Below are 25,094 nucleotides of genomic sequence, written 5' to 3'. Positions count from 1 at the left end.
TTGCTTCGGCGGCCTCCCTTTGAGACCCCCTGCCATGACCCGCTCCACGGCTGTACCTGACACCCCCACTCCGCTCCCTCGGCACCTCGCCGTGCTGGTTCTGCTGTGCATGGGATGTGCCTTCGCCGGCAACCATGTCGCTGCCAGGGCAGCATTTGATGACGGTGCCGGGGTCTTGCTGGCGATCCTGCTGCGCTCGGGCGGCACCTTGCTGGTGCTGGCCGCAATGGTGCTCTGGCAACGCCAGAACCTGCGCCTGCCGCAGGGGGTCTGGCGCTGGCAATTGGCTCTGGGGCTGTTGATTGCCGCCCAGAGTCTGTGCCTGTATTCCGCCGTGGCTCGGGTGCCGGTCGCCCTGGCGCTGTTGGTGGGCAATGTCTTTCCGATCCTCTTGGCGTTGCTGACCTGGGCACTCGGCGGGCCACGTCCGACCGCGCGCACTGCCGCGTTGATGGGCATGATTCTGGTTGGCCTGGTGTTCGTGCTGGAAGTACCGGCCCGGCTGTCGTCGCAAGAAAGCGTCGGCCCGCAATGGTTGCTCGGCGTGGGCCTGGCCTTCTGTGCCGCCTGCGTGTTCGCCTGCGCGCTATGGATCACCGATCACAAACTGTCCCAGGTGCGCGGTTCGGTCCGCAGCCTGCTGACCATTTTCATCGTGTTCAGCAGCGTCAACCTCGCCGGCCTGACCGGCGCCCTTCCCGGTGGCTTCGACCTGCCGGCCAGCAGCACCGGCTGGTTTGCCCTGGCGACCCTGGTGGTGCTCTATGGCACCGGGTTTATCGTGCTATTCATTTCCGTGCCCCGCCTGGACATGCCGCGCAACGCCCCGGTGATGAACATCGAACCGCTGGCGACCCTGCTGATAGGCTGGCTGGTGCTGGACCAGATGCTCAACCCGGGCCAGGTGATTGGCGGCGCGATTGTGGTCACCGGCATCGTGTTGCTGACTTATCGCAAGGTCGAGCGCATCAAAGCGCCGGTTGCCGAAGCCGCTGGACGCAGCTGAAACACATCAGCATCCATCGTCGCTGTGTGGGAGCAAAAGCTGCTCCCACACACGCTTCAGGCCGGCCGACGCACCGCCCTCACCTTCGCGCTATTGCCACCGCCGCAAAAGAACCGCTCGCCGCCGTCTGACTCAAGACCCGACACGCCAATCCCCGGCGGCATGGTCACGCTTTCCAGCACTTCTGCGGTTTGCGGGTCGATGCGCCGCAGATCGCTTTCATCGTTTTCCCAGGTGCCGTGCCAGAGTTCGCCGTCGACCCAGGTCACGCCCGTGACGAAGCGGTTGGATTCGAGGGTGCGCAGGATCTTGCCAGTGGAGGGATCGATCTGGAGGATTTTGCGCGCCTTGTACTGGCCGACCCAGAGTGATCCTTCGGCCCAGGCCAGTCCTGAATCATCACCACTATTGGGCGCCGCAATGGTCGCCAGTACCTGGCCGTTGCGCGGGTCGATCTTGCGAATGGTGTCTCCGGCGATCTGGAACAGGTGCTTACCGTCAAAAGCCGTTCCGGCGTTTGCCGGGACGTCCAGCGAACGCAACATCTGGCCGCTGGCCGGATCGAGTGCATGCAGCTTGTCGCCGGAAGCAAACCAGACGAGCTCGCCGTCATGACTGACACCGTGCACGCAATCGACGCCGGGAAAAGGGCCGTATTCCCGCAGGATCTGCGCATCTGAACGTTTCATCTTGCAAGCCTCCTCGTTGGGGTGTGACTGCATCCTAACCATCGGGCAGCAGCGCGGTGAGTAACAATACCGTCGTGAATCCGGGCAACGGTGGCGCCAGCCAGCGACAGGCCCGCCCACGCCCGACCGACTGCACCTTGCCCGACGCGGCCAGCGTGTCGAGGGCCCGTTGCACGGTGCGCTGGCTGGCATCCAGGGCCAGCGCCAGGGCGGAACTGGACCAGGATTGGCCATCGGCCAGCAACGCCAGCACTGCGGCGTGGGGCTCTTCTACAGGACGCGCCAGCACCACCACTTCGCCCTCCCTGCGCGGCACCAGGGCAAACCCACGCCGGGTCGCCGTCACCTCGGCCAGCGGGCGCAGCGCCACCCGCAAGCGCCCGACTTCAACACGCAGTCGGGCGCGATGGGAATCATCCGTCAGTTTCAAGCCAAAGGCCTGGGCAACGAGGGTTTCCCTGGACACATCGGCAGGCCAGGCTTGAGCCAATTGCCTGGCGAGGGTGAACAACACCGGGCGCCTGGCAAGAGAGATCCGCAGGCTCGCCCTGTTCACGCCATTGCGACATGCGTCCACCACCAACGCGTCGCTGGACAGGAGTGCTTCAACCTCCTCAAGGGTCAGCAAGCGCTCCTCGCCCCCTGCAATCAGACGCGCCGCCGGAGCCTGCAGGACGCGCCAGGCGCTTTCGACTTCGGCAGTCAGCGCGCCAATGCCGGCTTGTCGCGCAGCCTGGGTGGCACGTTCAAGTGCGGCCCGTGCGGTTTTCGTTCGTAACCGCCGCATGGCGATGCCCGCCACCACCAGTTCGCAAGCGGCTCTGGACGGCGGTGGAAGACAGCCCGGGTCAAGGTCAACCAGCCTCGCCTCGGCCTCGTCGAGATGGCCTAGCAGCAGTAAGCGGCGGATTTCGATTGAGCGTGCGTGGGCGACGTTCGTCCGGTCGCCCTGGCGTTCAAGCACCGCCCGCGCAGCCTCCAGGCGCTTCACCGGCCAAGCCAGATCACGGGACGCCAGGGCGATCTCCCCTTCGGCCACCACGCACCGCGCCTGTGCCACGGCCTCCCGGGGCCCGAAGGCCCGAGCCGCCCGCCGCATCAGCACCCTGGCCCGCTCCAGCTCGCCCAGCTGCGCCATGGCAATGCCGCGAAGCGCCAAGGCCGGCGCATCGTCACGCAGGGAAACGCGATTGAGCGCGGCCACCGGATCCCCCGCCGCCAGTGCTCGTGCTGCGGCGCTGATCAACGCATCCGATGCCATCGTCCGGTTTCCCTCGCCACAGGTTTGGGTGTCGCGATCAGAGACGGATTTCCCCCGCCGGCAGCACATCGATCCGCGACACCGCGCTGCTCAGGCGTCCCAGCCGGTTGTTGTGATTGGCAATGATCTGCTCGGCCGCCATGCTGCCGTTGTCCACGGTGGAATGGGCGTCCGCGGCCAGCACCACGTCATAACCCAGGGCATGGGCCTGGCGTACGGTGGCGTTGACGCAATAGTCGGTTTGCAACCCGCAGATCACCACGCGATCAATCATCCGCGCTTGCAGCAGCGACAGCAGGTCGGTCTGGTAGAAGGCGTCCGGCGTGGTCTTGCGTACTCGCAGGTCATCCGGTGCGGTCAACAGGCCATCGGCCAGTTGCCAGGCGCTGGAACCATAAGTCAGCGACCCCTCCAGCTCTTCGTGCTGGATCAGGATCACCGGCAAGCCGACGGCCCTGGCCCTGGCGCTGAGCTCGTTGATTGTCCGGATCATGCGTGGGCTGTCGAAACACTCCTCTTGGCCGCTGCACAGCGCGCTCTGGACATCGATGATCAGCAATGCGGTGTTCATGACGTTCCTCTTCAAAACGTGTTGGATCCCGACAACAGATTAACAACCTGGCGATCATTCCCTGTCGCGGATCGCGTCAAAACACTAGGCAGTATGGCCCGGTTTGCGTAGTACGCCTGTTCGCCGTCGCTTGGGTGACGCAAAAGCCAGGTTTGGGATAGGCTCGTGCGGCTCATCCCTCACCGCACAAGGACATTGCCGATGACGCTACGAATCGAACGTACGGACACCCCCACCGCAGAAGACCGCGAGGCGATCCTCGTCCCGCTGCGCGCCTACAACACGGCCAAGACCGGCGGGACGGTGCCTGAGTTGGTCGCCTGGCTGGTGCGCGACGAACACAGCGGCGAAACCGTGGGCGGGCTCTACGGTCGAGTGTTCTTTCAATGGTTTTATATCGAGTTGCTGGTGGTGCCGGAACAGGCCCGTGGCCAGGGCACCGGTTCGACGTTGATGCAGATGGCCGAAGACTTTGCCCGAGAGAAAAACTGCGTGGGTATGTGGCTGGACACCTTCGACTTCCAGGCGCCCGCGTTCTACAGGCAACTGGGCTTCACGGAAATCGGCCAGATCGACGATTACCCGCCGGGCCACCAGCGCTTCTTCTTCCAGAAGCGCCTGAGCCAGACCGAGTGAAATACAGGCTCTTGTGGACTTACTCGCGATAGCGGTGGGTCAACTGCGGTGATGTGGGCTGTGCCGGCCTCATCGCGAGCAGGCTCGCTCCCATATGGGTTGCGAGTGTTCACAGGATCTGCAAACGACACAAAAACCTGTGGGAGCGAGCCTGCTCGCGATAGCAGTGCAAGTGGTCTACAGACAAGTCGCCAACGCCGCCAACCGACGCTTGGCAACAAAGTCGTCATGCCGGGCGTAGTAGTTCAGCGCCGTGCCGGAAGCGCTGGTTTGCAGATCCACAAACGACTCGGCCGAGCGGGTGTACACGGTCATGCCACCCGTCTTGCCGGGTTGCAGATAGGCACCGGCATCGACGCCAAACACAGCTTCGTCCTGCCAGGAAAACTGCACACACTCGGCCACCACCTGCTGCGGTTTGTCCGAAGTCAATGTCTTATAGGGTGCTTGAGTACGGGCCTGGTTCATCGCCGAACCCGCGCAGCCAACCAGCAACGTTGCGGCCACGGCCACCATCAGCATTCGCATTGCGTTCACTCATAGAGAAAAAAACCGACTGTAGCACTGCGGCCTGGGCCTTCATGCTGCTTTACTGAAATTTATACGCGACACCGGGCGATGATTCGCGCAACCTGTCGCGCCATTGCCACCTGCCCGCGCGGAACAGCCCATGACACCCAATGCCGAGTTCTACAAACCCAGCACCGAATACGCTGACAAACTGATCAGCCAGATCGGCCAGACCCCGGCCTGGATCGCCAAGCGAATCGGTGTCACCGACAAGCGGATTCGCTACATCCTCGACGGCGAACGCACCGTCAAGGGCGAAACCACGCCGATACAGATGACCTACACCGAACAGTTCGCCCTCGAATGCCTGGCCGCTGCGGCCAAGGCCAGCAAGAAACAACCCCCGGCACCCAAGGAGTGACCATGGCGGCAACCGAACAGCAACACGAACGAGCGCTGGAAAAATTTCTCGATGCACGCCCCGACCTGCGCGTCGAGCTGGACAACCTCAACCCGCTGTTGGCCCAGGCCAAGGGCGAGACCGCCGCGCAATATCGCGCCGAGCGCTTGCATGAAGCATTCGAAGCCGAGGCTGAGCACCAGGGCCTGTTCGCTTGGGAACTGACCCTGCAACTGACCGCCACCTCGCCCCAGGACTATGAAAACCAGCGCATGGAAGTCCACAAGGAGGTGGCGCAGATGGCGGGGATGGAGTGGGCGGAGTATTGCGAGTTGAATGGTCTCAAAAACCAAGGCTGAGCACTTCCTGTGGCAGTCGCCCCTTTCCTGGCAATCGCCCCCCCGTCCATAAAGCTTTATCATGGCCACAGTTTTGCTGATCGGGTCTGTCATGAAGTTTGCCATCGCGTTGTTTTCCGCCGCCCATGCGCCCTCCTCGCGCCGCGCCCTGTTGTTTGCCCAGGCCGCGCTGGCCGGTGGGCATGAAATCGTGCGGCTGTTCTTCTATCAGGATGGCGTCTATAACGCTGCCGACAGCCTCGTAACGCCCCAGGATGAACAAGATCTGCCCCGACAGTGGCGCGCCTTTGTCAGCGACAACCAGCTCGACGGCGTGGTTTGCATCGCAGCGGCGTTGCGCCGTGGCGTGCTGAACGATGAAGAGGCCCAGCGCTACCAGCGTTCGGCGGTCAGCGTCAGTGCGCCCTGGGCCTTGTCCGGCCTGGGCCAGTTGCATGATGCGATCCAGGACGCCGACCGCTTGATCTGTTTCGGAGGCGCGTAATGGCCAAATCCTTGTTACTCATCAGCCGCCAGGCTCCCTGGTCGGGCCCCGGGGCCCGGGAAGCGCTGGACATCGTGCTGGCCGGCGGCGCGTTCGACCTGCCCATCGGCCTGCTGTTCCTCGACGACGGCGTCTTTCAGCTCGCCAACGGCCAGAACGCCAAGGCGCTCCAGCAAAAGGACCTGAGCGCGAACTTGCAGGCGTTGCCCATGTTTGGCGTCGAGGACCTCTACGTCTGCGCCGACAGTGCCGCCGAACGTGGCGTCGCAACCGCTGCCCTGGCGCTGGACGAGCTGAAAATACTCAGCGCGCCGCAGATCGCCGAGCTCATTGATCGTTATGACCAGGTGATCACCCTCTGATGTCGACTTTGCATGTGTTGTCTCATTCCCCCTTCGGCGATAGCCGCTTCGCCAGTTGCCTGCGGGTACTGGGCGAGCAGGACGCACTGCTGCTGTGCGGCGACGCGACATACGCCTTGCGAGCCGCCACGGTGCCGTTTGCAGAACTGCAGCGCAGAGGCCTGAAGCTTTTCGTGCTTGGCGAAGACGCACAAGCCCGGGCCCTGGACATTCCGCAATGGGCCGAGGCCATCGACTACCCGGCGTTCGTCGCGCTGTCGCTCCACCATGACAAGGTCAACACCTGGTTATGAACGTGCTGAACGTGGGCCAACGCGCCATTGCGCTGGACAAGGACGGCTACCTGGCCGATCTCAATGACTGGTCGGCCGAAGTCGCCACAGCCCTGGCGGCCGCCGAAGACATCCAGTTGAGCCCCGAACACTGGGAAGTCCTCGAACTGCTGCGCGGCTTCTACGACGAATTCCAGCTCTCCCCCGCGACCCGGCCGCTGATCAAGTACACGGCGCTGAAACTGGGCACCGACAAGGGCAACAGCCTGCACCTGAACCGATTGTTCAAAGGCACCCCCGCCAAACTCGCCGCCAAGCTGGCGGGCCTGCCCAAACCGACGAACTGCTTATGACCGACTTCCCATCGCTGACCCTTGAAACCCCGGCCGAACATCCGTTCGCCCAATTCGTGCGCATCCTCGGCAAAGGCAAGCGCGGCGCCCGTGACCTGACCCGCGAAGAAGCGCGGCAAGCCATGGGCATGGTGCTGGACGAGCAGGTTGAGGACACCCAACTCGGCGCCTTCCTGATGCTATTGCGGCACAAGGAAGAAAGCTCCGAAGAAATGGCCGGTTTCACCCAAGCCTTGCGTGAGCGCCTGCAGACCCCGGCGTTGGCGGTGGATCTGGACTGGCCGACCTACGCCGGCAAGAAGCGTCATTTACCGTGGTACCTGCTGGCGGCCAAATGCCTCGGGCAGAACGGTGTGCGGATTTTCATGCATGGCGGCGGCGCGCATACGGCGGGCCGGCTCTACACCGAGCAACTGCTTGGCTTCCTGAACATCCCTCTGTGCCGCGACTGGCAGCAAGTTGGCGCAGCGCTGGACGACGGTGGCCTGGCCTTCATGCCATTGGTGGACTGGGCACCGCAGATGCAACGGATGATCGACCTGCGCAACACCCTGGGCTTGCGTTCGCCGATCCATTCCCTGGCGCGGATCCTCAACCCCCTGGGCGCCCGTTGCGGGCTGCAAAGCATTTTCCATCCGGGCTACCAGGCGGTCCACCGCGATGCCAGCGGTTTGCTGGGAGACACCACCATCGTGATCAAGGGCGACGGTGGCGAGGTCGAGATCAACCCGGACGCCGACAGCCACCTGTATGGCACCCGCGACGGTGTGAGCTGGGATGAGGAATGGCCGCGACTGGCCGAACAGCGCCACGTCAAACCGCAAAGCCTCGACCCTGAGCACCTCAAAGCCATCTGGCGAGGCGATGTTGAAGACAGCTACCCGCAACTGGCGCTGATCGCCACCATGGCCCTGGCCTTGCGCGGCCTGGGTCTGGCTCGGGAAGACGCGTTAGAGCAAGCCCGCCAATACTGGGCCGCGCGGGATCGATCGATTTAACCGATCATCAACGCCCAACCTTTGCGCTTTTTGTTCGAACCTATGGGAATAGACTCCTCTCCAACGTTTATTGGTAGAGGAGATCGAGATGGGTTTGTTAGTCGAAGGTCGCTGGCAGGACCAGTGGTATGAAAGCAAGGACGGCACCTTCCAGCGTGAACAGGCGCAACGCCGCCATTGGATTACCGCCGACGGCAGCGCCGGCCCCACGGGCGACAGCGGATTTGCCGCCGAGTCCGGGCGCTACCATTTGTATGTATCCCTGGCCTGCCCCTGGGCCCACCGGACGCTGATCTATCGCAAGCTCAAAGGCCTGCAAGACCTGATCGATGTCTCGGTGGTCAGCTACCTGATGCTGGAAAACGGCTGGACCTTCGACAAGCGCCATGGCTCCACTGGCGACAAACTCGATCACCTGGATTTCCTGCACCAGCGCTACACCGCCGATACGCCGCACTACACCGGTCGCGTCACCGTGCCAGCGCTGTGGGACAAACGGCAACAACGCATCGTCAACAACGAATCAGCGGAAATCATCCGCATGTTCAACAGCGCCTTCGAAGGCTTGACCGGAAACGACCTGGACCTCTACCCCGAGCACCTGCGCAACGATATCGATGCATTGAACGAACGCATTTACCCGGCAGTGAACAATGGCGTGTACCGCGCCGGGTTCGCCACCACTCAGGCGGCCTACGAAGAAGCGTTCGATGGTTTGTTCACTGAGCTGGACCGCTTGGAAGCATTGCTGCAAACCCGACGCTACCTGGCCGGTGAATACCTGACCGAAGCCGATATCCGCCTGTTCACCACCATCATCCGCTTTGACGCGGTGTATTTCGGCCATTTCAAATGCAACCTGCGGCGCATTGCGGATTATCCGAACCTGTCGAACTGGTTGCGGGAGTTGTACCAGTGGCCGGGGATTGCCGAGACTGTGGACTTCACCCATATCCAGCGCCATTACTACGGCAGCCACAAGACCATCAACCCCAACGGAATCGTGCCCAAGGGGCCGGAGCAGGACTTCAGGGTTGCCCATGATCGGGAGCGGTTGAGTGGGAAAGGGATTTGGCGGGGGGTTGAGAACTGATCCAGGATCTTTGTTGATTCTGAAGGCCAATCGCGAGCAGGCTCGCTCCCATATGTGATCGTTGTTCAACCATGAATCTGCGGTTGTACACGATCACTGTGGGAGCGAGCCTGCTCGCGATTGGAGCGACACGGTCTGTCTAGACCTGCCCCTGAGCCCCTTCAAACCACGCCAGTTTCTCGCGCAGTTGCACCACTTCCCCAACGATCACCAGGGTCGGTGCATGAACCTCATGCTCGGCCACCAGTTTCGGCAAATCTGCCAGGGTGCCGGTGAACACCCGCTGGTTGGAGGTGGTGCCTTGCTGGATCAGCGCCGCCGGTGTGTCCGCCGCGCGACCGTGCTTGATCAACTCGTCGCAGATGATCGGCAGCCCCACCAACCCCATGTAGAACACCAACGTCTGCGCCGGCGACACCAAGTCCGCCCACGGCAAGTCACTGGTGCCGTCCTTCAGATGACCGGTGATGAATCGCACCGACTGGGCATAATCGCGATGGGTCAGCGGGATCCCGGCGTAGGCCGCGCAGCCGCTGGCGGCGGTGATGCCCGGAACTACCTGGAACGGGATGCCGTGGGCCGCCAGTTCTTCGATTTCTTCACCGCCACGACCGAAGATGAACGGATCGCCGCCCTTCAATCGCACCACCCGCTTGCCTTGCCGGGCCAGATCGACCAATTGCTGGTTGATCTGCTCCTGGGGCACCGCGTGCTCTGAGCGACGCTTGCCGACGTAGATCCGCTCGGCGTCACGCCGGCACAGCTCAAGGATCGCCGGAGCCACCAGACGGTCGTAAAGCACCACGTCCGCCTGCTGCATCAGGCGCAAGGCGCGAAAGGTCAGCAGGTCCGGATCACCAGGGCCTGCGCCCACCAGATAGACTTCACCCGGTGCATTCGGTGCCTGGCCTGCAATCTTTTCACGCAACAGGCGCTCGGCCTCGGCGCCCTGCCCGGCCAACTGCCGGTCAGCGATAGGCCCCTGGAACACCTCTTCCCAGAACGCCCGGCGTTGCTGCACATCCGGGAACAGCCCTTTGACCTGGCTGCGAAAACGCGCCGCCAGCCCGGCCAGTTGTCCGTAGGTCGAAGGAATCCAGGTTTCCAGCTTGGCCCGGATCAACCGCGCCAACACCGGCGCATCGCCGCCGCTGGACACCGCGATCACCAGCGGCGAGCGGTCGACAATCGCCGGGAAGATCACGCTGCACAGGGCCGGCGCATCCACCACGTTGACCGGCACGCAGCGCTTGTGGGCATCGGCCGACACCTGAGCGTTAAGTGGCTCGTCGTCGGTGGCGGCGATGATCAGGCCACAGCCGTCCAGGTCCGCTTCCACGTAGCCACGCAGGATGCATTCACCGCCGCTGCCACTGACCAGTTCCCGCAACTGCGGTTCGATATCGGGTGCGACCACCCGCAACAACGCGCCGGCATCGGCCAGCAGGCGAGACTTGCGCAAGGCAATCTCGCCGCCGCCGACCACCAGCACGCGGCTGCCGCGCAGGTTGTGGAACAGTGGCAAATAGTCCATTTAGCCGATGACCTCGATGCCGCCCATGTAGGGTTTCAACACCTCGGGCACACGGATCGAACCGTCGGCCTGCTGATAGTTTTCCAGTACCGCCACCAGGGTGCGGCCCACGGCCAGGCCGGAGCCATTGAGGGTGTGGACCAGTTCCGGCTTGCCGGTTTCCGGGTTGCGGAAACGCGCCTGCATGCGGCGGGCCTGGAAGTCGCCACAGTTGGAGCACGAAGAAATCTCGCGGTACTTGTCCTGGCTCGGGATCCAGACTTCCAGGTCGTAAGTCTTCACCGCACTGAAGCCCATGTCGCCAGTGCACAGCGCCAGGGTGCGATACGGCAGCTCCAGCAGTTGCAAGACTTTCTCGGCGTTGGCGGTCAGGCTTTCCAGCGCTTGCATGGACACCGAGGGCTCGACGATCTGCACCATCTCGACCTTGTCGAACTGATGCTGACGGATCATGCCCCGGGTATCACGGCCCGACGCCCCGGCTTCACTGCGGAAACACGGTGTGTGGGCGACGAACTTGATCGGCAGTTGCTTGGCGTCGACGATCTCGCCCGCGACGATGTTGGTCAGCGACACTTCGGCGGTAGGGATCAGGTACAGGTCGGCCTCGCCTTCGCGGCTGATCTTGAACAGGTCTTCCTCGAACTTCGGCAACTGGCCAGTGCCCTGCAAGGCTGGCGCCTGAACCAGGTAAGGCGTGTAGGCTTCTTCGTAGCCGTGCTCGGTGACGTGCAGGTTGATCATGAACTGCGCCAGGGCGCGATGCAGACGGGCAATCGGCCCGCGCAACAAGGCAAAACGGGCGCCCGACAGCTTGGCGGCGGTTTCGAAATCGAGCCAGCCGAACTTCTCGCCCAGGGCGACGTGATCCTGCACTGGGAAATCGAAGACTTTGGGCGTGCCCCAACGGCGCACTTCGACGTTGCCGTCTTCGTCTTCACCGACCGGGACCGATTCATGCGGCAGGTTGGGGATACCCAGCAGGATCGAATCCAGTTCGGTCTGGATCGCGTCCAGCTCGACCTTGCCGGCACTCAACTCACCCGCCATGCGCTCGACATCGGCCATCAGCGGTGCGATGTCTTCGCCGCGCTGCTTGGCCTGACCGATGGATTTGGAGCGCGCGTTACGTTCAGCCTGCAGGGCTTCGGTGCGGGTCTGGACGGTCTTGCGCTGTTCTTCCAGCGCTTCGATGCGCGCGACGTCCAGGGCGAAGCCACGGGATGCCAGGCGGTCCGCTACGTCCTGAAGGTTGCTACGTAACAGTTTGGAATCGAGCATGTCGGTCTCTCGTTATCAAAGTTTGGTCAGGGACAGGCCAGCCCAGGTGGCGAGCAGCCCGCCGAATACGCTGATGGCCGCGTAGCCCAGGGCCAGCGGCACCTGCCCGCTTTCCAGCAGGCGCACCGTATCCAGTGAAAAGGATGAAAAAGTCGTCAGGCCGCCAAGAAAGCCGACCAACAGCCCCGCGCGCACCTCGATGGGCACCTCGGGGCGAATCAAAAACAGACCGTATAGAACGCCGATCAGCAGACAGCCCACGATATTAACGGCCAGCGTGGCGGTATAGAAGTGCCGCGGCCAATTTGCGTTGACCCAATTGCCAGTCGCAAAGCGCAACAACGTGCCGGCAACGCCACCAGCGGAGACTGCGAGGATCAAGGGGATCAAGGTTTTCTCCGCTGCCTTGGACTCAGACGGTCCAGTTGTGCCAAATGATTGAGTTTCTCGCCGATCTTCAGTTCAAGGCCACGGGGCACCGGCTGATAGAACGGCTGGGGTTCGAGTTCTTCGGGAAAATAGTCTTCACCGGCGGCATAGGCGTCCGGTTCGTCGTGAGCGTAACGGTATTCATCGCCATAGCCCAATTGCTTCATCAGTTTGGTCGGCGCGTTGCGCAGGTGCAGCGGCACTTCCAGGGAGCCATGCTCGGTGGCGCTGCGCATCGCGGCCTTGAAGCCCATGTACACCGCATTGCTCTTTGGCGCGCAAGCCAGGTAGGTGATGGCCTGGGCCACGGCGAGTTCGCCTTCCGGGCTGCCGAGGCGTTCCTGCACATCCCAGGCCGCCAGGCACAGGCTCAGGGCGCGGGGATCGGCATTGCCGATGTCTTCGCTGGCCATGCGCACCACGCGACGCGCCAGGTACAACGGATCGCAACCGCCGTCGATCATTCTGGCGAACCAGTACAGCGCCGCGTCGGGGTTGGAGCCACGGATGGATTTGTGCAGCGCCGAAATCTGGTCGTAGAACGCCTCACCGCCCTTGTCGAAGCGTCTACGGGTGTCGCCCAACAAGCTTTGCAGCAGTTCGACGCCGATCTCGCTGTTGTCTTCGGCCAGGTCCGAGGCGTTTTCCAGCAGGTTGAGCAAGCGCCGGCCATCGCCATCGGCGGCCGAAAACAGGATCTGGAAGCCTTCGTCACTGAGGCTCAACTGGCGCTTGCCCAGGCCGCGTTCCTCGGTCAGCGCCCGGTGCACCAGCTTGCGCATCGCCGCCTCGTCGAGGCTCTTGAGCACATAGACCCGCGCCCGGGACAGCAAGGCGTTATTGAGTTCGAACGAAGGGTTTTCGGTGGTCGCGCCAATGAAGATCAGCGTCCCGTCTTCGACGTAGGGCAGGAACGCGTCCTGCTGCGACTTGTTGAAACGGTGCACTTCATCGACAAACAGGATGGTGCGCTTGCCGTATTGCCCGGCCTGCTGCTTGGCGACTTCCACCGCCTGGCGGATTTCCTTGACCCCGGCCAGCACCGCCGAAACCGTTTCGAAATGGGCATCCGAGACTTCGGCCAGCAGCCGCGCCAGGGTGGTCTTGCCCACGCCCGGCGGGCCCCAGAAAATCATCGAATGCAGCGCGCCCTGCTCCAGCGCTTCGCGCAGAGGCTTGCCGCGAGCGAGCACATGCTCCTGGCCGACGTACTCATCCAGGTTGGTCGCGCGCAGGCGGGCGGCCAATGGCTGGGCAATCGGGGCGCTTCGAAACAGGTCCATGATTACTACAAAACCTCCGCTGGGTCCTGTTGCCGATCAGTTAAACAACGAACAACACAGTTCCCCTGTGGGAGCGAGCTTGCTCGCGATAGCGGTGTGTCAATCAACGGAGATGTTGAATGTGATGCAGCTATCGCGAGCAAGCTCGCTCCCACAGGGGGCTTGGGTTTACTCCTGGATCACGTCCGCACCCTTGGGGATGTCGAACTTGAACTTGGACGCAGCGATCGGCTCGTTGGCCTTGACCCCGGTGAACAGGATATTGGTACGCTGACCGACACTGTCGATCAGTTGCATGTCGTTGACCAGACCGTTGCGAAAGGACAGGCGCAGGCTGTCGAACAGGCTGTCCCGGGTCTTGGGCTTGAGGGTGAAGTCAATCACGCCACCGGCCTCTTTGGAGCTGATGTCGAAACTCTGGCTGATCTTGGAAACATCGCCGGAGAGCAGCAACGCCGGCGTCTGGGTCAGGCGCTGATCCAGGGTCTTGATGGTGACCTGTTCCAGGTCCGGATCCCACAGCGAGACTTTCTTGCCATCGGAAACCATCAGTTGTTCAGCCGGTGCATCGGTGTGCCAATAGAACAGGCCCGGACGCTGCAAGGCCATCTCACCGGCGGTTTCCTGCAACTGGGTACCACTGCCGTCGAGGGTCAGTTGGGAGAAGCGAGCGGTCAGGGTCTGGGAACGTTCCAGCAACTGGGTCAGGCGGGCCACGTCCTTTTCATCGGCATGGGCCGACAAGGTGGTCAGGGCCAGTACGGGCAACAGCAACATGCGAATCAGGCGCATGGGAGTCCTCTTGAAGTCGTGGGAGGTCGAGCGGCGTGTCGCCAGGCCGCTCAGGTCATTAATCGCGCATCGGGCCCGGCGCCAGTACTTCGCGCGAACCGTTGGTGTTCATCGCCGTCACGACCCCGGCCATTTCCATGGCCTCGATCATGCGTGCGGCACGGTTGTAGCCGATCTTGAGCTTGCGCTGAACGGCGGAAATCGAGGCCCGGCGGCTTTCCAGGACAAACTGCACCGCTTCGTCATAGAGCGCATCGGTTTCGGCATCGTCATCGCCACCACCGCTGCTGCCCTCAAAGCCGCTGCCGGCCTCCTCGACACCGTTGAGGATGTCGTCGTTGTATTCAGGGGCGCCACGCAGTTTCCAGGCTTCAACGACCCGGTGCACTTCATCGTCGGACACGAACGCACCGTGCACACGAATCGGCAGGCTGGTGCCCGGCGGCATGTAGAGCATGTCACCGTGGCCCAGCAACTGCTCGGCGCCACCCTGGTCGATGATGGTCCGCGAGTCGATCTTGCTCGACACCTGGAACGCCATGCGGGTCGGAATGTTGGCCTTGATCAGGCCGGTGATCACGTCCACCGACGGCCGCTGCGTCGCGAGAATCAGGTGGATACCAGCGGCACGGGCCTTCTGGGCGATCCGGGCGATCAGTTCTTCGACCTTTTTGCCGACGATCATCATCATGTCGGCGAATTCGTCCACCACCACCACGATGGTCGGCAGCTTGTGCAGCAGCGGCGCTTCGTCGTGGATGTTCTCGCGGTGGTACAGCGGGTCGCTCAACGGCGTACCGGCCTCTTCGGCCTCCTTGACCTTGGCATTGAAGCCCGACAGGTTACGCACGCCCATCTTTGCCATCAGCTTGTAGCGGCGCTCCATCTCGGCAACGCTCCAGCGCAGGGCGTTGGCGGCGTCCTTCATGTCGGTCACCACCGGGCACAGCAGGTGCGGAATGCCTTCATAGATCGACAGCTCGAGCATTTTCGGGTCGATCATGATCAGCTTGGCGTCTTCCGGGCCGGACTTGAACAGGATCGACAGGATCATCGCGTTCACACCCACCGACTTACCGGAACCGGTGGTACCGGCCACCAGCAGGTGCGGCATTTTCGCCAGGTCAGTGATGACCGGCTTGCCGCCGATGTCATGGCCCAGGGCCAGGGTGACCGGCGACTTGTGGTTGTCGTATTCAGGGGTGGAGAGCACTTCGGAGAAGCGCACGATCTGCCGGTCTTCGTTGGGAATCTCGATGCCCACGGTGGTCTTGCCGGGAATCACTTCCACTACCCGCACGCTGGTCACGGCCAGAGAACGTGCCAGGTCCTTGGCCAGGTTGGCGATACGGCTGACCTTCACGCCGGCGGCCGGCTGGATTTCGTAACGGGTAATCACCGGGCCCGGGTGGATCGAATCCACCGAGACCTCGACGCCGAACTCCTTGAGCTTGATTTCCAGCAGGTGACCGACGGCCGCCAGGGATTCGGGGGAATAGTTGAGCTGTTTCTTTTCGGCCGGGTCCAGGATCGAGATCGGCGGCAAGGTGCCTTCCACCGCGCTGTCAACGAACAGCGGCGCCTGTTTCTCTTTCTGCACGCGCTTGCTCTGCTCCGGCGCCTTGGCCGGAGCCATGGTGATGACCGGCGGCACCTGTTTCTCGCGCTCGGACATGTGCTTGCTCAGGGCCTGTTCACGTTCGATCAGGCGTTCCTTGACCTTGGCCTGCTCACGCTTGTCCGTGACGGTCGGGGCCACCACGTCGTGGACGCGGTCATCCACCTCGCGCAGTTGCGCCACCAGTTGCTTGCGCTCGGTGCGCGCCGCCCACCAGCGATTCATCGCTCCCTGGATCAGCTCGATCAGGTCCAGGGTGATCTTGCCGGTGACATCCATCACCTTGAACCATGACAAATCGGTGAACACCGTCAGGCCGAACAGGAACAGGGCGATGAACAGCAGCGTGCTGCCCTGGATGTTCAGGGCGTTTTTGGCCAGCTCGCCAAGACTTTCGCCCAGGGCACCGCCCGCTCCGGCCGGCAGGCCGGTGGGAGCGTGAAAATGGATATGGGCCAGCGCAGCGCCCGACAGCACCAGGAACACCAGGCCGATCAGGCGCCAGGAAAACAGCCAACCACTCCACTGCCAGGGCTCGTGGCGTTGACGGAAAATCTGATAGGCCTTGATCGCCAGCAAAAGCGGAAAGATGTAGGCGAAATAGCCCAGCACCATGAACAGGATGTCAGCGCTGTAGGAACCGGCCGGACCGCCGAAATTCTGCACATCGTCGATCTTGCTGTTGTGGCTCCAGCCCGGATCGTCCTTGCCATAGGTCAGCAAGGCCATCATCAGGAACAGGCACAAGGCGCCGATGGCGATCAACGCACCTTCCTTGAGCCGGTAGTGCAATTGCTGGCGCCAGAGCGGAACGACTGTTTTAGGTGCTGCGGTGGATTTCTTCAAAACGCTTCTTTTCCTGCGCCAAAGGCGCGTCCATCTGTTGAATGACTATAAAAAACTGCTCATCACGAGCAGGCAAAAAAGTGAATGTGCACAACCGGTACTACTTTTACCACTGTGACGTGCATCCAGAAAACCGCAGGTGTTGCCGAAGATTTTGATCTTTTGCCTCTCCTGCGCTCAAAACTCAAGCATTGTACGGGTTTGTCAGCCCCAAGGCATTGTCCGCACGATGGGCTACAGCATAGCCAAAAACCAGCTGTGTTGGCGTCAATTGGAGCATGCATTCTCTTTCGTGACAAAGGCTTATGAGGTGTTTTTATGAGCGAAGTGAAGCATTCACGCCTGATCATTCTCGGTTCCGGCCCTGCGGGATACAGCGCCGCTGTCTATGCCGCCCGTGCCAACCTCAAACCCGTTGTCATTACTGGCCTGCAGGCCGGTGGCCAGCTCACCACCACTGTCGAAGTCGACAATTGGCCCGGCGATGTCGAGGGTTTGACCGGTCCGGTGCTGATGGAACGCATGCAACGCCACGCCGAACGCTTCGACACGCAGATCGTCTACGACCATATCCACACCGCCAAGTTGCAACAGCGCCCTTTCGAACTCATCGGCGACAGCGGCACCTACACCTGCGACGCGCTGATTATCGCCACTGGCGCTTCAGCCCAATACCTGGGCCTGGCCTCGGAGCAGACCTTCGCCGGCAGGGGCGTTTCCGCCTGTGCAACCTGCGACGGATTCTTTTACCGCAATCAGGTAGTGGCGGTGGTCGGCGGTGGTAATACGGCGGTTGAGGAGGCTTTGTACCTGTCCAACATCGCCCGTGAGGTACACCTGATTCACCGCCGGGACAAACTGCGCGCAGAGAAAATACTGCAGGACAAGCTGTTCGAAAAAGCCCGCAACGGCAATGTGAAGCTGCACTGGAAGCAGAATCTGGATGAAGTGCTGGGCGATGCAAGCGGCGTCACCGGCGCGCGTCTGCGCCAAAGTGAGACCGGCCAGACCAGCACCTTGTCCCTGGCCGGCGTGTTTATCGCTATCGGCCATCAACCCAACACGGAGCTGTTCCAGGGCCAACTGACAATGCGCGACGGCTACCTGATCGTCCGCGGCGGCAGCGAGGGCAATGCCACTGCAACCGATATCGAAGGCGTGTTCGCCGCCGGCGACGTGGCCGATCACGTGTATCGACAAGCCATTACGTCGGCCGGCGCCGGTTGCATGGCCGCACTCGACGCCGAGAAGTATCTCGATGACATTCCGGTGGCTTGACGGTTAACCTTTAGGCGGGCTCTTGTCTGCGCACAAGACCCGCCCTCCCCTTCTGCAAGCCCGGATGACCATGCTGACTTGGCTACAACGCAACACGTTCGATTTTCCGCCACTGGCCAAAGCCCTGAGCGACCCCAATGGCTTGCTGGCCGCCGGTGGCGACCTGTCCGCCGATCGGCTGATCCGGGCCTATCGCCACGGCTGTTTCCCGTGGTTCTCCGAAGGCCAGCCGATCTTGTGGTGGTCACCGGATCCACGCACCGTATTGTTTCCCGACGAACTGCATGTATCGCGCAGCCTGGGCAAGCTTCTGCGCAAGCAACGCTATGCCGTGACGTTCGACAAGGACTTTGCCGCTGTCATCGAGGCCTGCGCCGCGCCCCGGGACTATGCTGACGGCACCTGGATCACCGAGGCCATGCAAACCGCCTATCTGGAGCTGCATCGACGCGGTTTCGCCCATTCAGTGGAGGTATGGGACCAGGGTATATTGGTGGGCGGCCTGTATGGCCTGGCCATGGGGCAGCTGTTTTTTGGCGAGTCCATGTTCAGTCGGGCCGATAACGCCTCGAAATTCGGCTTCGCCACCCTGGTCCAACATCTCAAAGCGGCCGGTTTCGTGCTGATCGACTGCCAAATGCCCACCGAACACTTGCACAGCCTCGGCGCCCGGTCGATCCCAAGGGCTGAGTTTGCCGGCTACCTCAAGGCGCATCTGGACCAGCCCAACCACGCAACCTGGGTTTGCTGAGCGACAATGGCGCTCCTGGCTTACACTTAATCCAAAGCTTACTCCCGAGGGTTGATCATGACCGAGTTGGCGCGCTTGAAGTTCTATGCCACTCAACCCCACTCTTGCAGTTACCTGCCCGAGGAGCAGGCCACGACGCTGTTCCTCGACCCTAGCCAGCCCATGGATGTGCATGTCTACGCAGATCTGTCGGAGATGGGCTTCCGTCGCAGCGGCGATCATCTCTACCGGCCCCATTGCCAACATTGCAATGCGTGCGTGCCGGCGCGCATTCCCGTGGCTCAGTTTGTACCCAATCGCCAGCAGAAGCGGATTTTCAAGCGCAACGCCGACCTGCAGGTCCGGCCAGCCAAGCCGCAGTTCAGCGAGGAGTATTTCGATCTTTACCAGCGCTACATCGAGCAGCGCCACGCCGACGGCGACATGTACCCGCCCAGTCGTGATCAGTTTTCGACCTTTCTGGTCCGCGACCTGCCCTTTTCCCGCTTCTATGAGTTCCGCCTCGAAGGGCGACTGGTGGCCATCGCCGTCACAGACCTGCTGCCCAACGGGCTTTCGGCGGTGTACACCTTCTATGAGCCCGACGAAGAACGGCGCAGTCTGGGGCGTTTTGCCATCCTCTGGCAGATCAACGAAGCCCGGCGCCTCGGGCTGGAAGCGGTGTACTTGGGCTACTGGATCAAAAACTGCAAAAAAATGAATTACAAGACCCAATATCGCCCCATCGAATTGCTGATTAACCAGAGATGGGTCGTCCTCAGTTAGAACCCCTTGGCTTAAACCCCCTTTTTCGGGCACAATGCACGCCGCTTTTGCCTGGCGCAGTTGCACCGGGCCATTCACTGGATACCGAGGGCTTTACTGCATGTCGAAAGAAGACAGCTTCGAAATGGAAGGCACTGTCGTCGACACCCTGCCCAACACCATGTTTCGTGTGGAGTTGGAAAATGGGCACGTCGTAACCGCGCACATCTCCGGCAAGATGCGCAAGAACTACATTCGTATTCTTACCGGTGACAAAGTGCGCGTCGAGCTGACGCCCTATGACTTGAGCAAAGGGCGCATCACCTACCGCGCTCGCTAACAAGTCAATACAAAACGCCCGGCTGATGCCGGGCGTTTTTGTTTGTCTGGGATTTGCCCCTCTCTCCATGAGCACACAAAACCCTGTGGGAGCGAGCTTGCTCGCGATAGCTGTGGGCCAGCTTGCCCCAATGCCGAATGTACCGCCGCCATCGCGAGCAAGCTCGCTCCCACAAGGGATTGATGTGAGTTCGGAATAGCAAAAAGGCGCCTTTCGGCGCCTTTTGCTTTTCCTGCGTGTAACGATCAGGCCATTTCAGCCGTGGTTTCGAAGTCGAAGGTCAGCTCGCCGTCCTTGATGTCGATGTGGACCACACCGCCATGTTCGGCCAGTTCGCCAAAGAGGATCTCCTCCGCCAGTGGACGCTTGATCTTGTCCTGGATCAGGCGAGCCATCGGCCGTGCCCCCATCGTCACATCGTAACCACCGGCCGCCAGCCAACTGCGGGCCGCATCGGTGACTTCCAGCAGCACACGCTTGTCTTCGAGCTGCGCCTGAAGTTCGGTAAGGAACTTGTCCACCACACTCTTGATGACCTCATGGCTGAGGCGACCAAACTGGATAATAGTGTCCAGGCGGTTGCGGAATTCAGGCGTGAAGCTCTTCTTGATCACTTCCATCGCATCGGACGAATGGTCCTGATGGGTGAAACCGATCGAAGCGCGAGCCGCGGTTTCGGCGCCGGCGTTGGTGGTCATGATGATGATCACATTGCGGAAATCCGCCTTGCGCCCATTGTTGTCGGTCAGCGTACCGTGATCCATGACCTGCAGGAGCAGGTTGAAGACTTCCGGATGCGCCTTCTCGATTTCATCGAGCAAGAGCACGCAATGCGGCTGCTTGGTGATGGCCTCGGTCAGCAGGCCGCCCTGGTCGAAACCGACATATCCCGGAGGCGCACCAATCAGACGCGATACGGTGTGACGCTCCATGTACTCGGACATGTCGAAGCGAACCAGCTCGATCCCCATCGCCTTGGCCAATTGCCGTGCGGCCTCGGTCTTGCCGACACCGGTGGGACCTGCGAACAGGAAAGAACCCACTGGTTTGTCCGGCGACTTGAGTCCGGCGCGAGACAACTTGATGGCGGTGGACAGCGAATCGATGGCTGCATCCTGACCGAACACGGTCAGCTTCAGGTCACGCTCCAGATTACGCAGCAGCTCCTTGTCGGAACTGGTGACGTGCTTGGGCGGAATCCGCGCGATTTTCGCCACGATGTCTTCGACCTGTGGCACTTCGATGCGCTTGACGCGCTTCTCCACTGGCTGAAGCCGCTGATAGGCACCCGCCTCGTCGATAACATCAATGGCCTTGTCCGGCATATGCCGGTCATTGATATAGCGCGAGGCCAGCTCAGCAGCGGCGCGCAGGGCTTCATCGCTGTATTCGATATTGTGGTGCAGTTCGAAACGCCCCTTCAGCCCACGCAGGATACCGATGGTGTCTTCCACCGAAGGCTCCGACACATCGACTTTCTGGAAACGCCGGGCCAGGGCACGGTCTTTTTCGAAGATCCCGCGAAATTCCTGGAACGTGGTCGAACCGATGCAACGGATATCACCCGAAGACAGCAGCGGCTTGAGCAGGTTCGAGGCATCCATGACGCCACCGGACGCGGCACCGGCACCAATGATGGTGTGGATTTCGTCGATGAACAGGATCGCCTGCGGACGCTTTTTCAGCTCGCCCAGCAATGCCTTGAAGCGCTTCTCGAAATCACCGCGGTACTTGGTGCCCGCCAGCAAGGCCCCCAGATCGAGGGAATACACCACACTGTTGGCGAGCAGGTCCGGCACCTGGTTATCGACGATGCGCTTGGCCAGGCCTTCGGCGATCGCAGTCTTGCCCACGCCCGCCTCGCCCACCAGCAGCGGATTGTTCTTGCGGCGTCGGGCCAGGATCTGCGCGACCCGCTCGACTTCCGCCTCGCGTCCGACCAGTGGATCGATACGCCCCTGGCGCGCCAGTTCATTCAGATTGCTGGCATAGGCGTCCAGCGGATTGCCCGAAGAAGAAGACTCACCGCCCTCGTCATCCTGCATATCCTGTTCACCTTCGGAGTGATCGCCGTGCCCAGGTACCTTGGAAATGCCATGGGCGATGTAATTGACGACATCGATGCGCGCAACACTCTGCTGCTTGAGCAGGAAAACCGCCTGGCTTTCCTGTTCGCTGAAGATGGCGACCAGCACGTTGGCGCCGGTCACTTCACGCTTACCCGAGCTCTGTACATGAAAGACAGCACGCTGCAGGACACGCTGGAAGCCCAGGGTTGGCTGGGTTTCGCGATCCTCGTCATGAACGGGGATCAATGGCGTGGTGGAGTCGATGAACTCCTGCAAATCATGCTTGAGTTTATCGAGGTTTGCGCCGCAGGCACGCAAAACGGTGGCGGCAGCCTCGTTATCCAATAGGGCCAGCAGCAGGTGCTCGACGGTCATGAATTCATGACGCTTCGAACGAGCCTCCTTGAAGGCAAGATTGAGGGTGACTTCGAGCTCGCGGTTTAACATAGCTTCACCTCATACCCAAGTGGTCGGCGTTAACCGTCCTTCTCGATTTCACAGAGTAGCGGATGCTGGCTTTCCCGGGCGTACTGGTTGACCTGCATGGCCTTCGTCTCGGCGATGTCGCGGGTAAACACTCCACATACTGCCCGTCCCTCTGTATGGACGGCCAGCATGACCTTGGTCGCCAGCTCGCGATTCAGGTTAAAAAACACCTCGAGCACTTCGACGACGAAATCCATCGGTGTGTAGTCATCGTTGAACAAAACCACCTTGTACATCGGTGGCGCCTGTAATGCAGGCTTTGCTTCCTGAACAGCAATGCCTGCGGAATCGTCGTCATGTAGATCCGGGCGATCCTGATTGAATGTTAGTCGAATCTGGCTGATTGCATGCATGGAAAGAAAGGTTCGTTTAGTTGGCAAATACAGTGATGGGGGCGCTTGTAGGCGATTTCAACCACGTTCGCCGGGTCACCTTGACTATCGGGAAAACGGTGTTACAACCAATAGAGCCCATCGTGGGTTAAAAAGGTCCGTGGAATCGATCCTGTTTTCCAAGATTAGCCTGCGGATGGATTGGATGATACTCCACTGACGGAGTGTGTTGCAGAGGGATATGGCCTATGTCGGTCGTCAAGATGAGTGGCAAAGTCAAATGGTTCAACAATGCCAAGGGCTACGGTTTCATTATCGCAAACGGCAGGGATGAAGACCTTTTCGCCCATTACTCGGCGATTCAGATGGATGGCTATAAAACCCTGAGAGCCGGACAACGCGTCACGTTCGAAGTCATCCAGGGGCCCAAGGGCCTGCACGCGGTCAATATTGCACCCGACACCGTCGAAGATACCTCTTGCGCTACCCCCGTCAATGCCATGACCACTGAAGCCCATTGATCGGCACAAGCCTCCCCTGACAACAACAATGCCCGACTCGATCACTCGAGCCGGGCATTGTTTTGCTGACTGCCGATCCGCTTACATGTGCGAGATCAGTGCATCACCGAAGGCCGAGGAAGACAACAGCGTAGCGCCGTCCATCAGGCGCTCGAAGTCATAGGTCACGGTCTTGGCGGAAATCGCGCCGTTGGTGCCCTTGATGATCAGGTCGGCCGCTTCGGTCCACCCCATGTGTCGCAGCATCATTTCCGCCGACAGGATCAGCGAACCCGGGTTGACCTGGTCCTTGCCGGCATACTTGGGTGCCGTGCCGTGGGTGGCTTCGAACATCGCCACGGTGTCGGACAGGTTGGCGCCCGGCGCAATACCAATGCCCCCCACTTCCGCCGCCAAGGCGTCGGAGAGGTAGTCGCCGTTGAGGTTCAGGGTCGCGATCACGTCGTATTCGGCCGGGCGCAGCAGGATTTGCTGGAGCATGGCATCGGCGATGGCGTCCTTGACGATGACGTTCTTGCCGGTTCTCGGGTTCTTGAACTGCATCCAAGGCCCACCGTCGAGCAAGGTCGCGCCGAATTCCTCGGCCGCCACTTCGTAGGCCCACTCCTTGAAGGCACCTTCGGTGAACTTCATGATGTTGCCTTTATGCACGATGGTCAGCGAATCGCGATCGTTATCCACTACATATTGCAAGGCCTTGCGGGCCAGACGCTGAGTGCCCTGCTTGGAAACCGGCTTGACGCCGATGCCGCAATTCTCGTCGAAACGGATCTTGGTAACGCCCATTTCTTCTTTCAGGAACTTGATGACCTTGGTGGCTTCGGGCGAACCGGCTTTCCACTCGATACCGGCGTAGATGTCTTCGGAGTTCTCACGGAAGATCGTCATGTCCACGTCGCCAGGCTTCTTGACCGGGCTTGGCACGCCTTCGAACCAGCGCACCGGACGCAGGCATACATACAAGTCGAGCTGCTGGCGCAGGGCGACGTTCAGCGAGCGAATACCACCACCGACCGGCGTGGTCAGCGGGCCCTTGATGGAAACCACGTAGTCTTTGACCGCGTCCAGGGTTTCCTGGGGCAGCCAGGTGTCCTGGTCGTAAACCTGAGTTGCTTTCTCACCGGCGTAGACTTCCATCCAGGAAATCTTGCGCTTGCCGCCATAGGCCTTCTGAACCGCAGCGTCCACCACCTTGATCATGACCGGGCTGATATCGACGCCAATGCCGTCGCCTTCAATGAAGGGGATGATCGGGTTGTCGGGAACATTAAGAGAATGGTCTGCATTGACGGTGATTTTGTCACCGACGGCTGGAACCTGAATCTTTTGATACCCCATGCTGAACTCCATTGCTTGGATTGAACATCTGGCTGCGTTCGAGCGTACCCCAGTTGTATCGGCGCGCAAACCCTACGTTAGGCTCATCCGGGGAAAAGCGTTGCAGTTCGCGGTGTACAACCCTGAAAAACAAGGGAAAAGCGCCAAACGTGAGCATAGCCTGCTCCTCTAGCACTGCGACGTTTAGACCAATGGACGAGTACGCAAGTATATGAACCATCGGCAGATCGCCAGCTACCTATGTATAATGCCGCCGCTGACCACAGGGTCACGACGGCTGATGGCTCTATCACAAGACTTTCGGCCCGTTGAAAGCCGGACCGTTACCGCGGCCCGACCGCTTGACGCTCGACTGATGCACCCAACATCACCGCGAAGAAACCTCGACATTCGACTCACGGATGACTTTGAACGAACGCGCTTACCCGGCGCCCCTCGAGTTTCTGCGCATGCTTTAG

At 61.0% G+C, this 25,094-nt stretch carries 28 protein-coding genes; 15 read left to right on the top strand and 13 right to left on the bottom strand.

Translation table 11 applies throughout. The features are described from left to right. The first annotated feature begins 34 nt into the window (after positions 1 to 34). Positions 35 to 1,006: an EamA family transporter gene (locus tag GKKCFE_RS08605; protein ID WP_107322307.1), complete on the top strand. Its 972-nt coding sequence runs from the start codon at positions 35 to 37 to the stop codon at positions 1,004 to 1,006. Between the two features lie 56 nt (positions 1,007 to 1,062). Here the strand turns inward: GKKCFE_RS08605 and GKKCFE_RS08600 are convergent, their stop codons facing one another. Genes GKKCFE_RS08600 through GKKCFE_RS08590 form a run of 3 tightly spaced genes read right to left on the bottom strand, consistent with a single transcriptional unit; the run spans position 1,063 to position 3,527 of the window. Continuing rightward, the gene (locus GKKCFE_RS08600) at positions 1,063 to 1,695 is read right to left on the bottom strand and encodes a Vgb family protein (RefSeq protein WP_047227701.1); all 633 of its coding nucleotides are present in this window, start codon (positions 1,693 to 1,695) and stop codon (positions 1,063 to 1,065) included. Positions 1,696 to 1,729: 34 nt separating this feature from the next. Further along, a complete protein-coding gene (locus GKKCFE_RS08595) occupies positions 1,730 to 2,956 on the bottom strand; it encodes a helix-turn-helix domain-containing protein (protein ID WP_288915578.1) in 1,227 nt (408 codons plus the stop codon). 37 nt (positions 2,957 to 2,993) lie between these two features. Beyond that, a complete protein-coding gene (locus tag GKKCFE_RS08590) occupies positions 2,994 to 3,527 on the bottom strand; it encodes a cysteine hydrolase family protein (RefSeq protein ID WP_076385459.1) in 534 nt (177 codons plus the stop codon). A gap of 201 nt (positions 3,528 to 3,728) precedes the next feature. On the opposite strand from GKKCFE_RS08590, the gene GKKCFE_RS08585 reads away from it, so the two are divergent. Continuing rightward, a complete protein-coding gene (locus GKKCFE_RS08585; protein ID WP_076385461.1) occupies positions 3,729 to 4,163 on the top strand; it encodes a GNAT family N-acetyltransferase in 435 nt (144 codons plus the stop codon). 177 nt (positions 4,164 to 4,340) lie between these two features. Here GKKCFE_RS08585 and GKKCFE_RS08580 read toward each other — a convergent pair whose 3' ends face one another. Further along, a complete protein-coding gene (locus GKKCFE_RS08580) occupies positions 4,341 to 4,691 on the bottom strand; it encodes a hypothetical protein (protein WP_047227705.1) in 351 nt (116 codons plus the stop codon). Positions 4,692 to 4,833: 142 nt separating this feature from the next. On the opposite strand from GKKCFE_RS08580, the gene GKKCFE_RS08575 reads away from it, so the two are divergent. From GKKCFE_RS08575 to GKKCFE_RS08540, 8 genes are all read left to right on the top strand, one after another. Continuing rightward, complete coding sequence (locus GKKCFE_RS08575; RefSeq protein ID WP_047227706.1) at positions 4,834 to 5,094, top strand: hypothetical protein; 261 nt, start codon at positions 4,834 to 4,836, stop codon at positions 5,092 to 5,094. Between the two features lie 2 nt (positions 5,095 to 5,096). After that, on the top strand, positions 5,097 to 5,432 hold the full coding sequence (locus GKKCFE_RS08570; protein WP_076385463.1) for a DUF6388 family protein: 336 nt from the start codon (positions 5,097 to 5,099) through the stop codon (positions 5,430 to 5,432). A 91-nt stretch (positions 5,433 to 5,523) separates the two neighbouring features. Continuing rightward, positions 5,524 to 5,916, top strand: a complete 393-nt coding sequence (gene tusD, locus GKKCFE_RS08565) for a sulfurtransferase complex subunit TusD (RefSeq protein ID WP_047227753.1) — start codon at positions 5,524 to 5,526, stop codon at positions 5,914 to 5,916. After that, complete coding sequence (gene tusC / locus GKKCFE_RS08560; protein WP_107322304.1) at positions 5,916 to 6,278, top strand: sulfurtransferase complex subunit TusC; 363 nt, start codon at positions 5,916 to 5,918, stop codon at positions 6,276 to 6,278. The genes tusD and tusC overlap by 1 nt, the downstream gene beginning before the upstream one ends. Continuing rightward, a complete protein-coding gene (gene tusB / locus GKKCFE_RS08555; RefSeq protein ID WP_107322303.1) occupies positions 6,278 to 6,571 on the top strand; it encodes a sulfurtransferase complex subunit TusB in 294 nt (97 codons plus the stop codon). The genes tusC and tusB overlap by 1 nt, the downstream gene beginning before the upstream one ends. Next, positions 6,568 to 6,903 (top strand): TusE/DsrC/DsvC family sulfur relay protein, encoded by a 336-nt coding sequence (locus tag GKKCFE_RS08550; protein WP_047227710.1) that lies wholly within the window; start codon positions 6,568 to 6,570, stop codon positions 6,901 to 6,903. Before tusB ends, GKKCFE_RS08550 begins: the two co-directional genes overlap by 4 nt. After that, positions 6,900 to 7,901, top strand: coding sequence for a glycosyl transferase family protein (locus tag GKKCFE_RS08545; protein ID WP_107322302.1), 1,002 nt, complete (start codon positions 6,900 to 6,902; stop codon positions 7,899 to 7,901). The genes GKKCFE_RS08550 and GKKCFE_RS08545 overlap by 4 nt, the downstream gene beginning before the upstream one ends. An 88-nt stretch (positions 7,902 to 7,989) precedes the next feature. Beyond that, positions 7,990 to 8,994: a glutathione S-transferase family protein gene (locus GKKCFE_RS08540; protein ID WP_445577725.1), complete on the top strand. Its 1,005-nt coding sequence runs from the start codon at positions 7,990 to 7,992 to the stop codon at positions 8,992 to 8,994. A gap of 139 nt (positions 8,995 to 9,133) precedes the next feature. Here the strand turns inward: GKKCFE_RS08540 and cysG are convergent, their stop codons facing one another. From cysG to GKKCFE_RS08510, 6 genes are all read right to left on the bottom strand, one after another. Then, positions 9,134 to 10,528 (bottom strand): siroheme synthase CysG, encoded by a 1,395-nt coding sequence (gene cysG / locus GKKCFE_RS08535; RefSeq protein ID WP_188251541.1) that lies wholly within the window; start codon positions 10,526 to 10,528, stop codon positions 9,134 to 9,136. Continuing rightward, a complete protein-coding gene (serS, locus tag GKKCFE_RS08530) occupies positions 10,529 to 11,809 on the bottom strand; it encodes a serine--tRNA ligase (protein WP_047227714.1) in 1,281 nt (426 codons plus the stop codon). A 15-nt stretch (positions 11,810 to 11,824) separates the two neighbouring features. Then, positions 11,825 to 12,199 (bottom strand): fluoride efflux transporter CrcB, encoded by a 375-nt coding sequence (gene crcB / locus GKKCFE_RS08525; protein ID WP_047227715.1) that lies wholly within the window; start codon positions 12,197 to 12,199, stop codon positions 11,825 to 11,827. Then, positions 12,196 to 13,521: a replication-associated recombination protein A gene (locus GKKCFE_RS08520; protein WP_047227716.1), complete on the bottom strand. Its 1,326-nt coding sequence runs from the start codon at positions 13,519 to 13,521 to the stop codon at positions 12,196 to 12,198. The genes crcB and GKKCFE_RS08520 overlap by 4 nt, the downstream gene beginning before the upstream one ends. Positions 13,522 to 13,689: 168 nt before the next feature. Then, positions 13,690 to 14,313: an outer membrane lipoprotein chaperone LolA gene (gene lolA, locus GKKCFE_RS08515; protein WP_047227717.1), complete on the bottom strand. Its 624-nt coding sequence runs from the start codon at positions 14,311 to 14,313 to the stop codon at positions 13,690 to 13,692. 58 nt (positions 14,314 to 14,371) lie between these two features. Next, the gene (locus GKKCFE_RS08510; protein ID WP_076385477.1) at positions 14,372 to 16,777 is read right to left on the bottom strand and encodes a DNA translocase FtsK; all 2,406 of its coding nucleotides are present in this window, start codon (positions 16,775 to 16,777) and stop codon (positions 14,372 to 14,374) included. A 318-nt stretch (positions 16,778 to 17,095) separates the two neighbouring features. Here GKKCFE_RS08510 and trxB point away from each other — a divergent pair, with 318 nt between their 5' ends. The 4 genes from trxB (at position 17,096) to infA (ending at position 19,890) form a co-directional block, all read left to right on the top strand. Further along, a complete protein-coding gene (trxB, locus tag GKKCFE_RS08505) occupies positions 17,096 to 18,055 on the top strand; it encodes a thioredoxin-disulfide reductase (RefSeq protein WP_139050643.1) in 960 nt (319 codons plus the stop codon). Positions 18,056 to 18,125: 70 nt separating this feature from the next. After that, positions 18,126 to 18,806, top strand: a complete 681-nt coding sequence (gene aat / locus GKKCFE_RS08500; protein ID WP_047227754.1) for a leucyl/phenylalanyl-tRNA--protein transferase — start codon at positions 18,126 to 18,128, stop codon at positions 18,804 to 18,806. Positions 18,807 to 18,863: 57 nt separating this feature from the next. Next, positions 18,864 to 19,571 carry an arginyltransferase gene (locus tag GKKCFE_RS08495; protein ID WP_047227720.1) on the top strand — a complete coding sequence of 236 codons (708 nt, stop codon included), beginning with the start codon at positions 18,864 to 18,866 and terminating at the stop codon, positions 19,569 to 19,571. Positions 19,572 to 19,671: 100 nt separating this feature from the next. Next, positions 19,672 to 19,890 (top strand): translation initiation factor IF-1, encoded by a 219-nt coding sequence (gene infA, locus GKKCFE_RS08490; RefSeq protein WP_002553999.1) that lies wholly within the window; start codon positions 19,672 to 19,674, stop codon positions 19,888 to 19,890. A 245-nt stretch (positions 19,891 to 20,135) separates the two neighbouring features. Here infA and clpA read toward each other — a convergent pair whose 3' ends face one another. Next, a complete protein-coding gene (clpA, locus tag GKKCFE_RS08485) occupies positions 20,136 to 22,406 on the bottom strand; it encodes an ATP-dependent Clp protease ATP-binding subunit ClpA (protein WP_047227721.1) in 2,271 nt (756 codons plus the stop codon). Between the two features lie 29 nt (positions 22,407 to 22,435). Beyond that, on the bottom strand, positions 22,436 to 22,798 hold the full coding sequence (gene clpS, locus GKKCFE_RS08480) for an ATP-dependent Clp protease adapter ClpS (RefSeq protein ID WP_015094394.1): 363 nt from the start codon (positions 22,796 to 22,798) through the stop codon (positions 22,436 to 22,438). Positions 22,799 to 23,025: 227 nt separating this feature from the next. Between clpS and cspD the strand changes: the two genes are divergently transcribed. Further along, positions 23,026 to 23,298 (top strand): cold shock domain-containing protein CspD, encoded by a 273-nt coding sequence (gene cspD, locus GKKCFE_RS08475; RefSeq protein WP_047227722.1) that lies wholly within the window; start codon positions 23,026 to 23,028, stop codon positions 23,296 to 23,298. An 81-nt stretch (positions 23,299 to 23,379) separates the two neighbouring features. Here cspD and icd read toward each other — a convergent pair whose 3' ends face one another. Then, positions 23,380 to 24,636 carry an NADP-dependent isocitrate dehydrogenase gene (gene icd, locus GKKCFE_RS08470; RefSeq protein WP_047227723.1) on the bottom strand — a complete coding sequence of 419 codons (1,257 nt, stop codon included), beginning with the start codon at positions 24,634 to 24,636 and terminating at the stop codon, positions 23,380 to 23,382. Between the last annotated feature and the right edge of the window lie 458 nt (positions 24,637 to 25,094).

Source organism: Pseudomonas sp. E141 (assembly GCF_052659885.1).
Note: the sequence above shows the minus strand (reverse complement) of the source record. Positions and strands in the feature narration are given on the sequence as shown.

Bases quoted from the DNA above. Each gene is read 5' to 3' on its own strand.
- GKKCFE_RS08605 (WP_107322307.1), top strand. From the start codon at position 35: ATGACCCGCTCCACGGCTGTACCTGACACCCCCACTCCGCTCCCTCGG.
- GKKCFE_RS08600 (WP_047227701.1), bottom strand. From the start codon at position 1,695: ATGAAACGTTCAGATGCGCAGATCCTGCGGGAATACGGCCCTTTTCCC.
- GKKCFE_RS08595 (WP_288915578.1), bottom strand. From the start codon at position 2,956: ATGGCATCGGATGCGTTGATCAGCGCCGCAGCACGAGCACTGGCGGCG.
- GKKCFE_RS08590 (WP_076385459.1), bottom strand. From the start codon at position 3,527: ATGAACACCGCATTGCTGATCATCGATGTCCAGAGCGCGCTGTGCAGC.
- GKKCFE_RS08585 (WP_076385461.1), top strand. From the start codon at position 3,729: ATGACGCTACGAATCGAACGTACGGACACCCCCACCGCAGAAGACCGC.
- GKKCFE_RS08580 (WP_047227705.1), bottom strand. From the start codon at position 4,691: ATGCGAATGCTGATGGTGGCCGTGGCCGCAACGTTGCTGGTTGGCTGC.
- GKKCFE_RS08575 (WP_047227706.1), top strand. From the start codon at position 4,834: ATGACACCCAATGCCGAGTTCTACAAACCCAGCACCGAATACGCTGAC.
- GKKCFE_RS08570 (WP_076385463.1), top strand. From the start codon at position 5,097: ATGGCGGCAACCGAACAGCAACACGAACGAGCGCTGGAAAAATTTCTC.
- tusD (WP_047227753.1), top strand. From the start codon at position 5,524: ATGAAGTTTGCCATCGCGTTGTTTTCCGCCGCCCATGCGCCCTCCTCG.
- tusC (WP_107322304.1), top strand. From the start codon at position 5,916: ATGGCCAAATCCTTGTTACTCATCAGCCGCCAGGCTCCCTGGTCGGGC.
- tusB (WP_107322303.1), top strand. From the start codon at position 6,278: ATGTCGACTTTGCATGTGTTGTCTCATTCCCCCTTCGGCGATAGCCGC.
- GKKCFE_RS08550 (WP_047227710.1), top strand. From the start codon at position 6,568: ATGAACGTGCTGAACGTGGGCCAACGCGCCATTGCGCTGGACAAGGAC.
- GKKCFE_RS08545 (WP_107322302.1), top strand. From the start codon at position 6,900: ATGACCGACTTCCCATCGCTGACCCTTGAAACCCCGGCCGAACATCCG.
- GKKCFE_RS08540 (WP_445577725.1), top strand. From the start codon at position 7,990: ATGGGTTTGTTAGTCGAAGGTCGCTGGCAGGACCAGTGGTATGAAAGC.
- cysG (WP_188251541.1), bottom strand. From the start codon at position 10,528: ATGGACTATTTGCCACTGTTCCACAACCTGCGCGGCAGCCGCGTGCTG.
- serS (WP_047227714.1), bottom strand. From the start codon at position 11,809: ATGCTCGATTCCAAACTGTTACGTAGCAACCTTCAGGACGTAGCGGAC.
- GKKCFE_RS08520 (WP_047227716.1), bottom strand. From the start codon at position 13,521: ATGGACCTGTTTCGAAGCGCCCCGATTGCCCAGCCATTGGCCGCCCGC.
- lolA (WP_047227717.1), bottom strand. From the start codon at position 14,313: ATGCGCCTGATTCGCATGTTGCTGTTGCCCGTACTGGCCCTGACCACC.
- trxB (WP_139050643.1), top strand. From the start codon at position 17,096: ATGAGCGAAGTGAAGCATTCACGCCTGATCATTCTCGGTTCCGGCCCT.
- aat (WP_047227754.1), top strand. From the start codon at position 18,126: ATGCTGACTTGGCTACAACGCAACACGTTCGATTTTCCGCCACTGGCC.
- GKKCFE_RS08495 (WP_047227720.1), top strand. From the start codon at position 18,864: ATGACCGAGTTGGCGCGCTTGAAGTTCTATGCCACTCAACCCCACTCT.
- infA (WP_002553999.1), top strand. From the start codon at position 19,672: ATGTCGAAAGAAGACAGCTTCGAAATGGAAGGCACTGTCGTCGACACC.
- clpA (WP_047227721.1), bottom strand. From the start codon at position 22,406: ATGTTAAACCGCGAGCTCGAAGTCACCCTCAATCTTGCCTTCAAGGAG.
- clpS (WP_015094394.1), bottom strand. From the start codon at position 22,798: ATGCATGCAATCAGCCAGATTCGACTAACATTCAATCAGGATCGCCCG.
- cspD (WP_047227722.1), top strand. From the start codon at position 23,026: ATGTCGGTCGTCAAGATGAGTGGCAAAGTCAAATGGTTCAACAATGCC.
- icd (WP_047227723.1), bottom strand. From the start codon at position 24,636: ATGGGGTATCAAAAGATTCAGGTTCCAGCCGTCGGTGACAAAATCACC.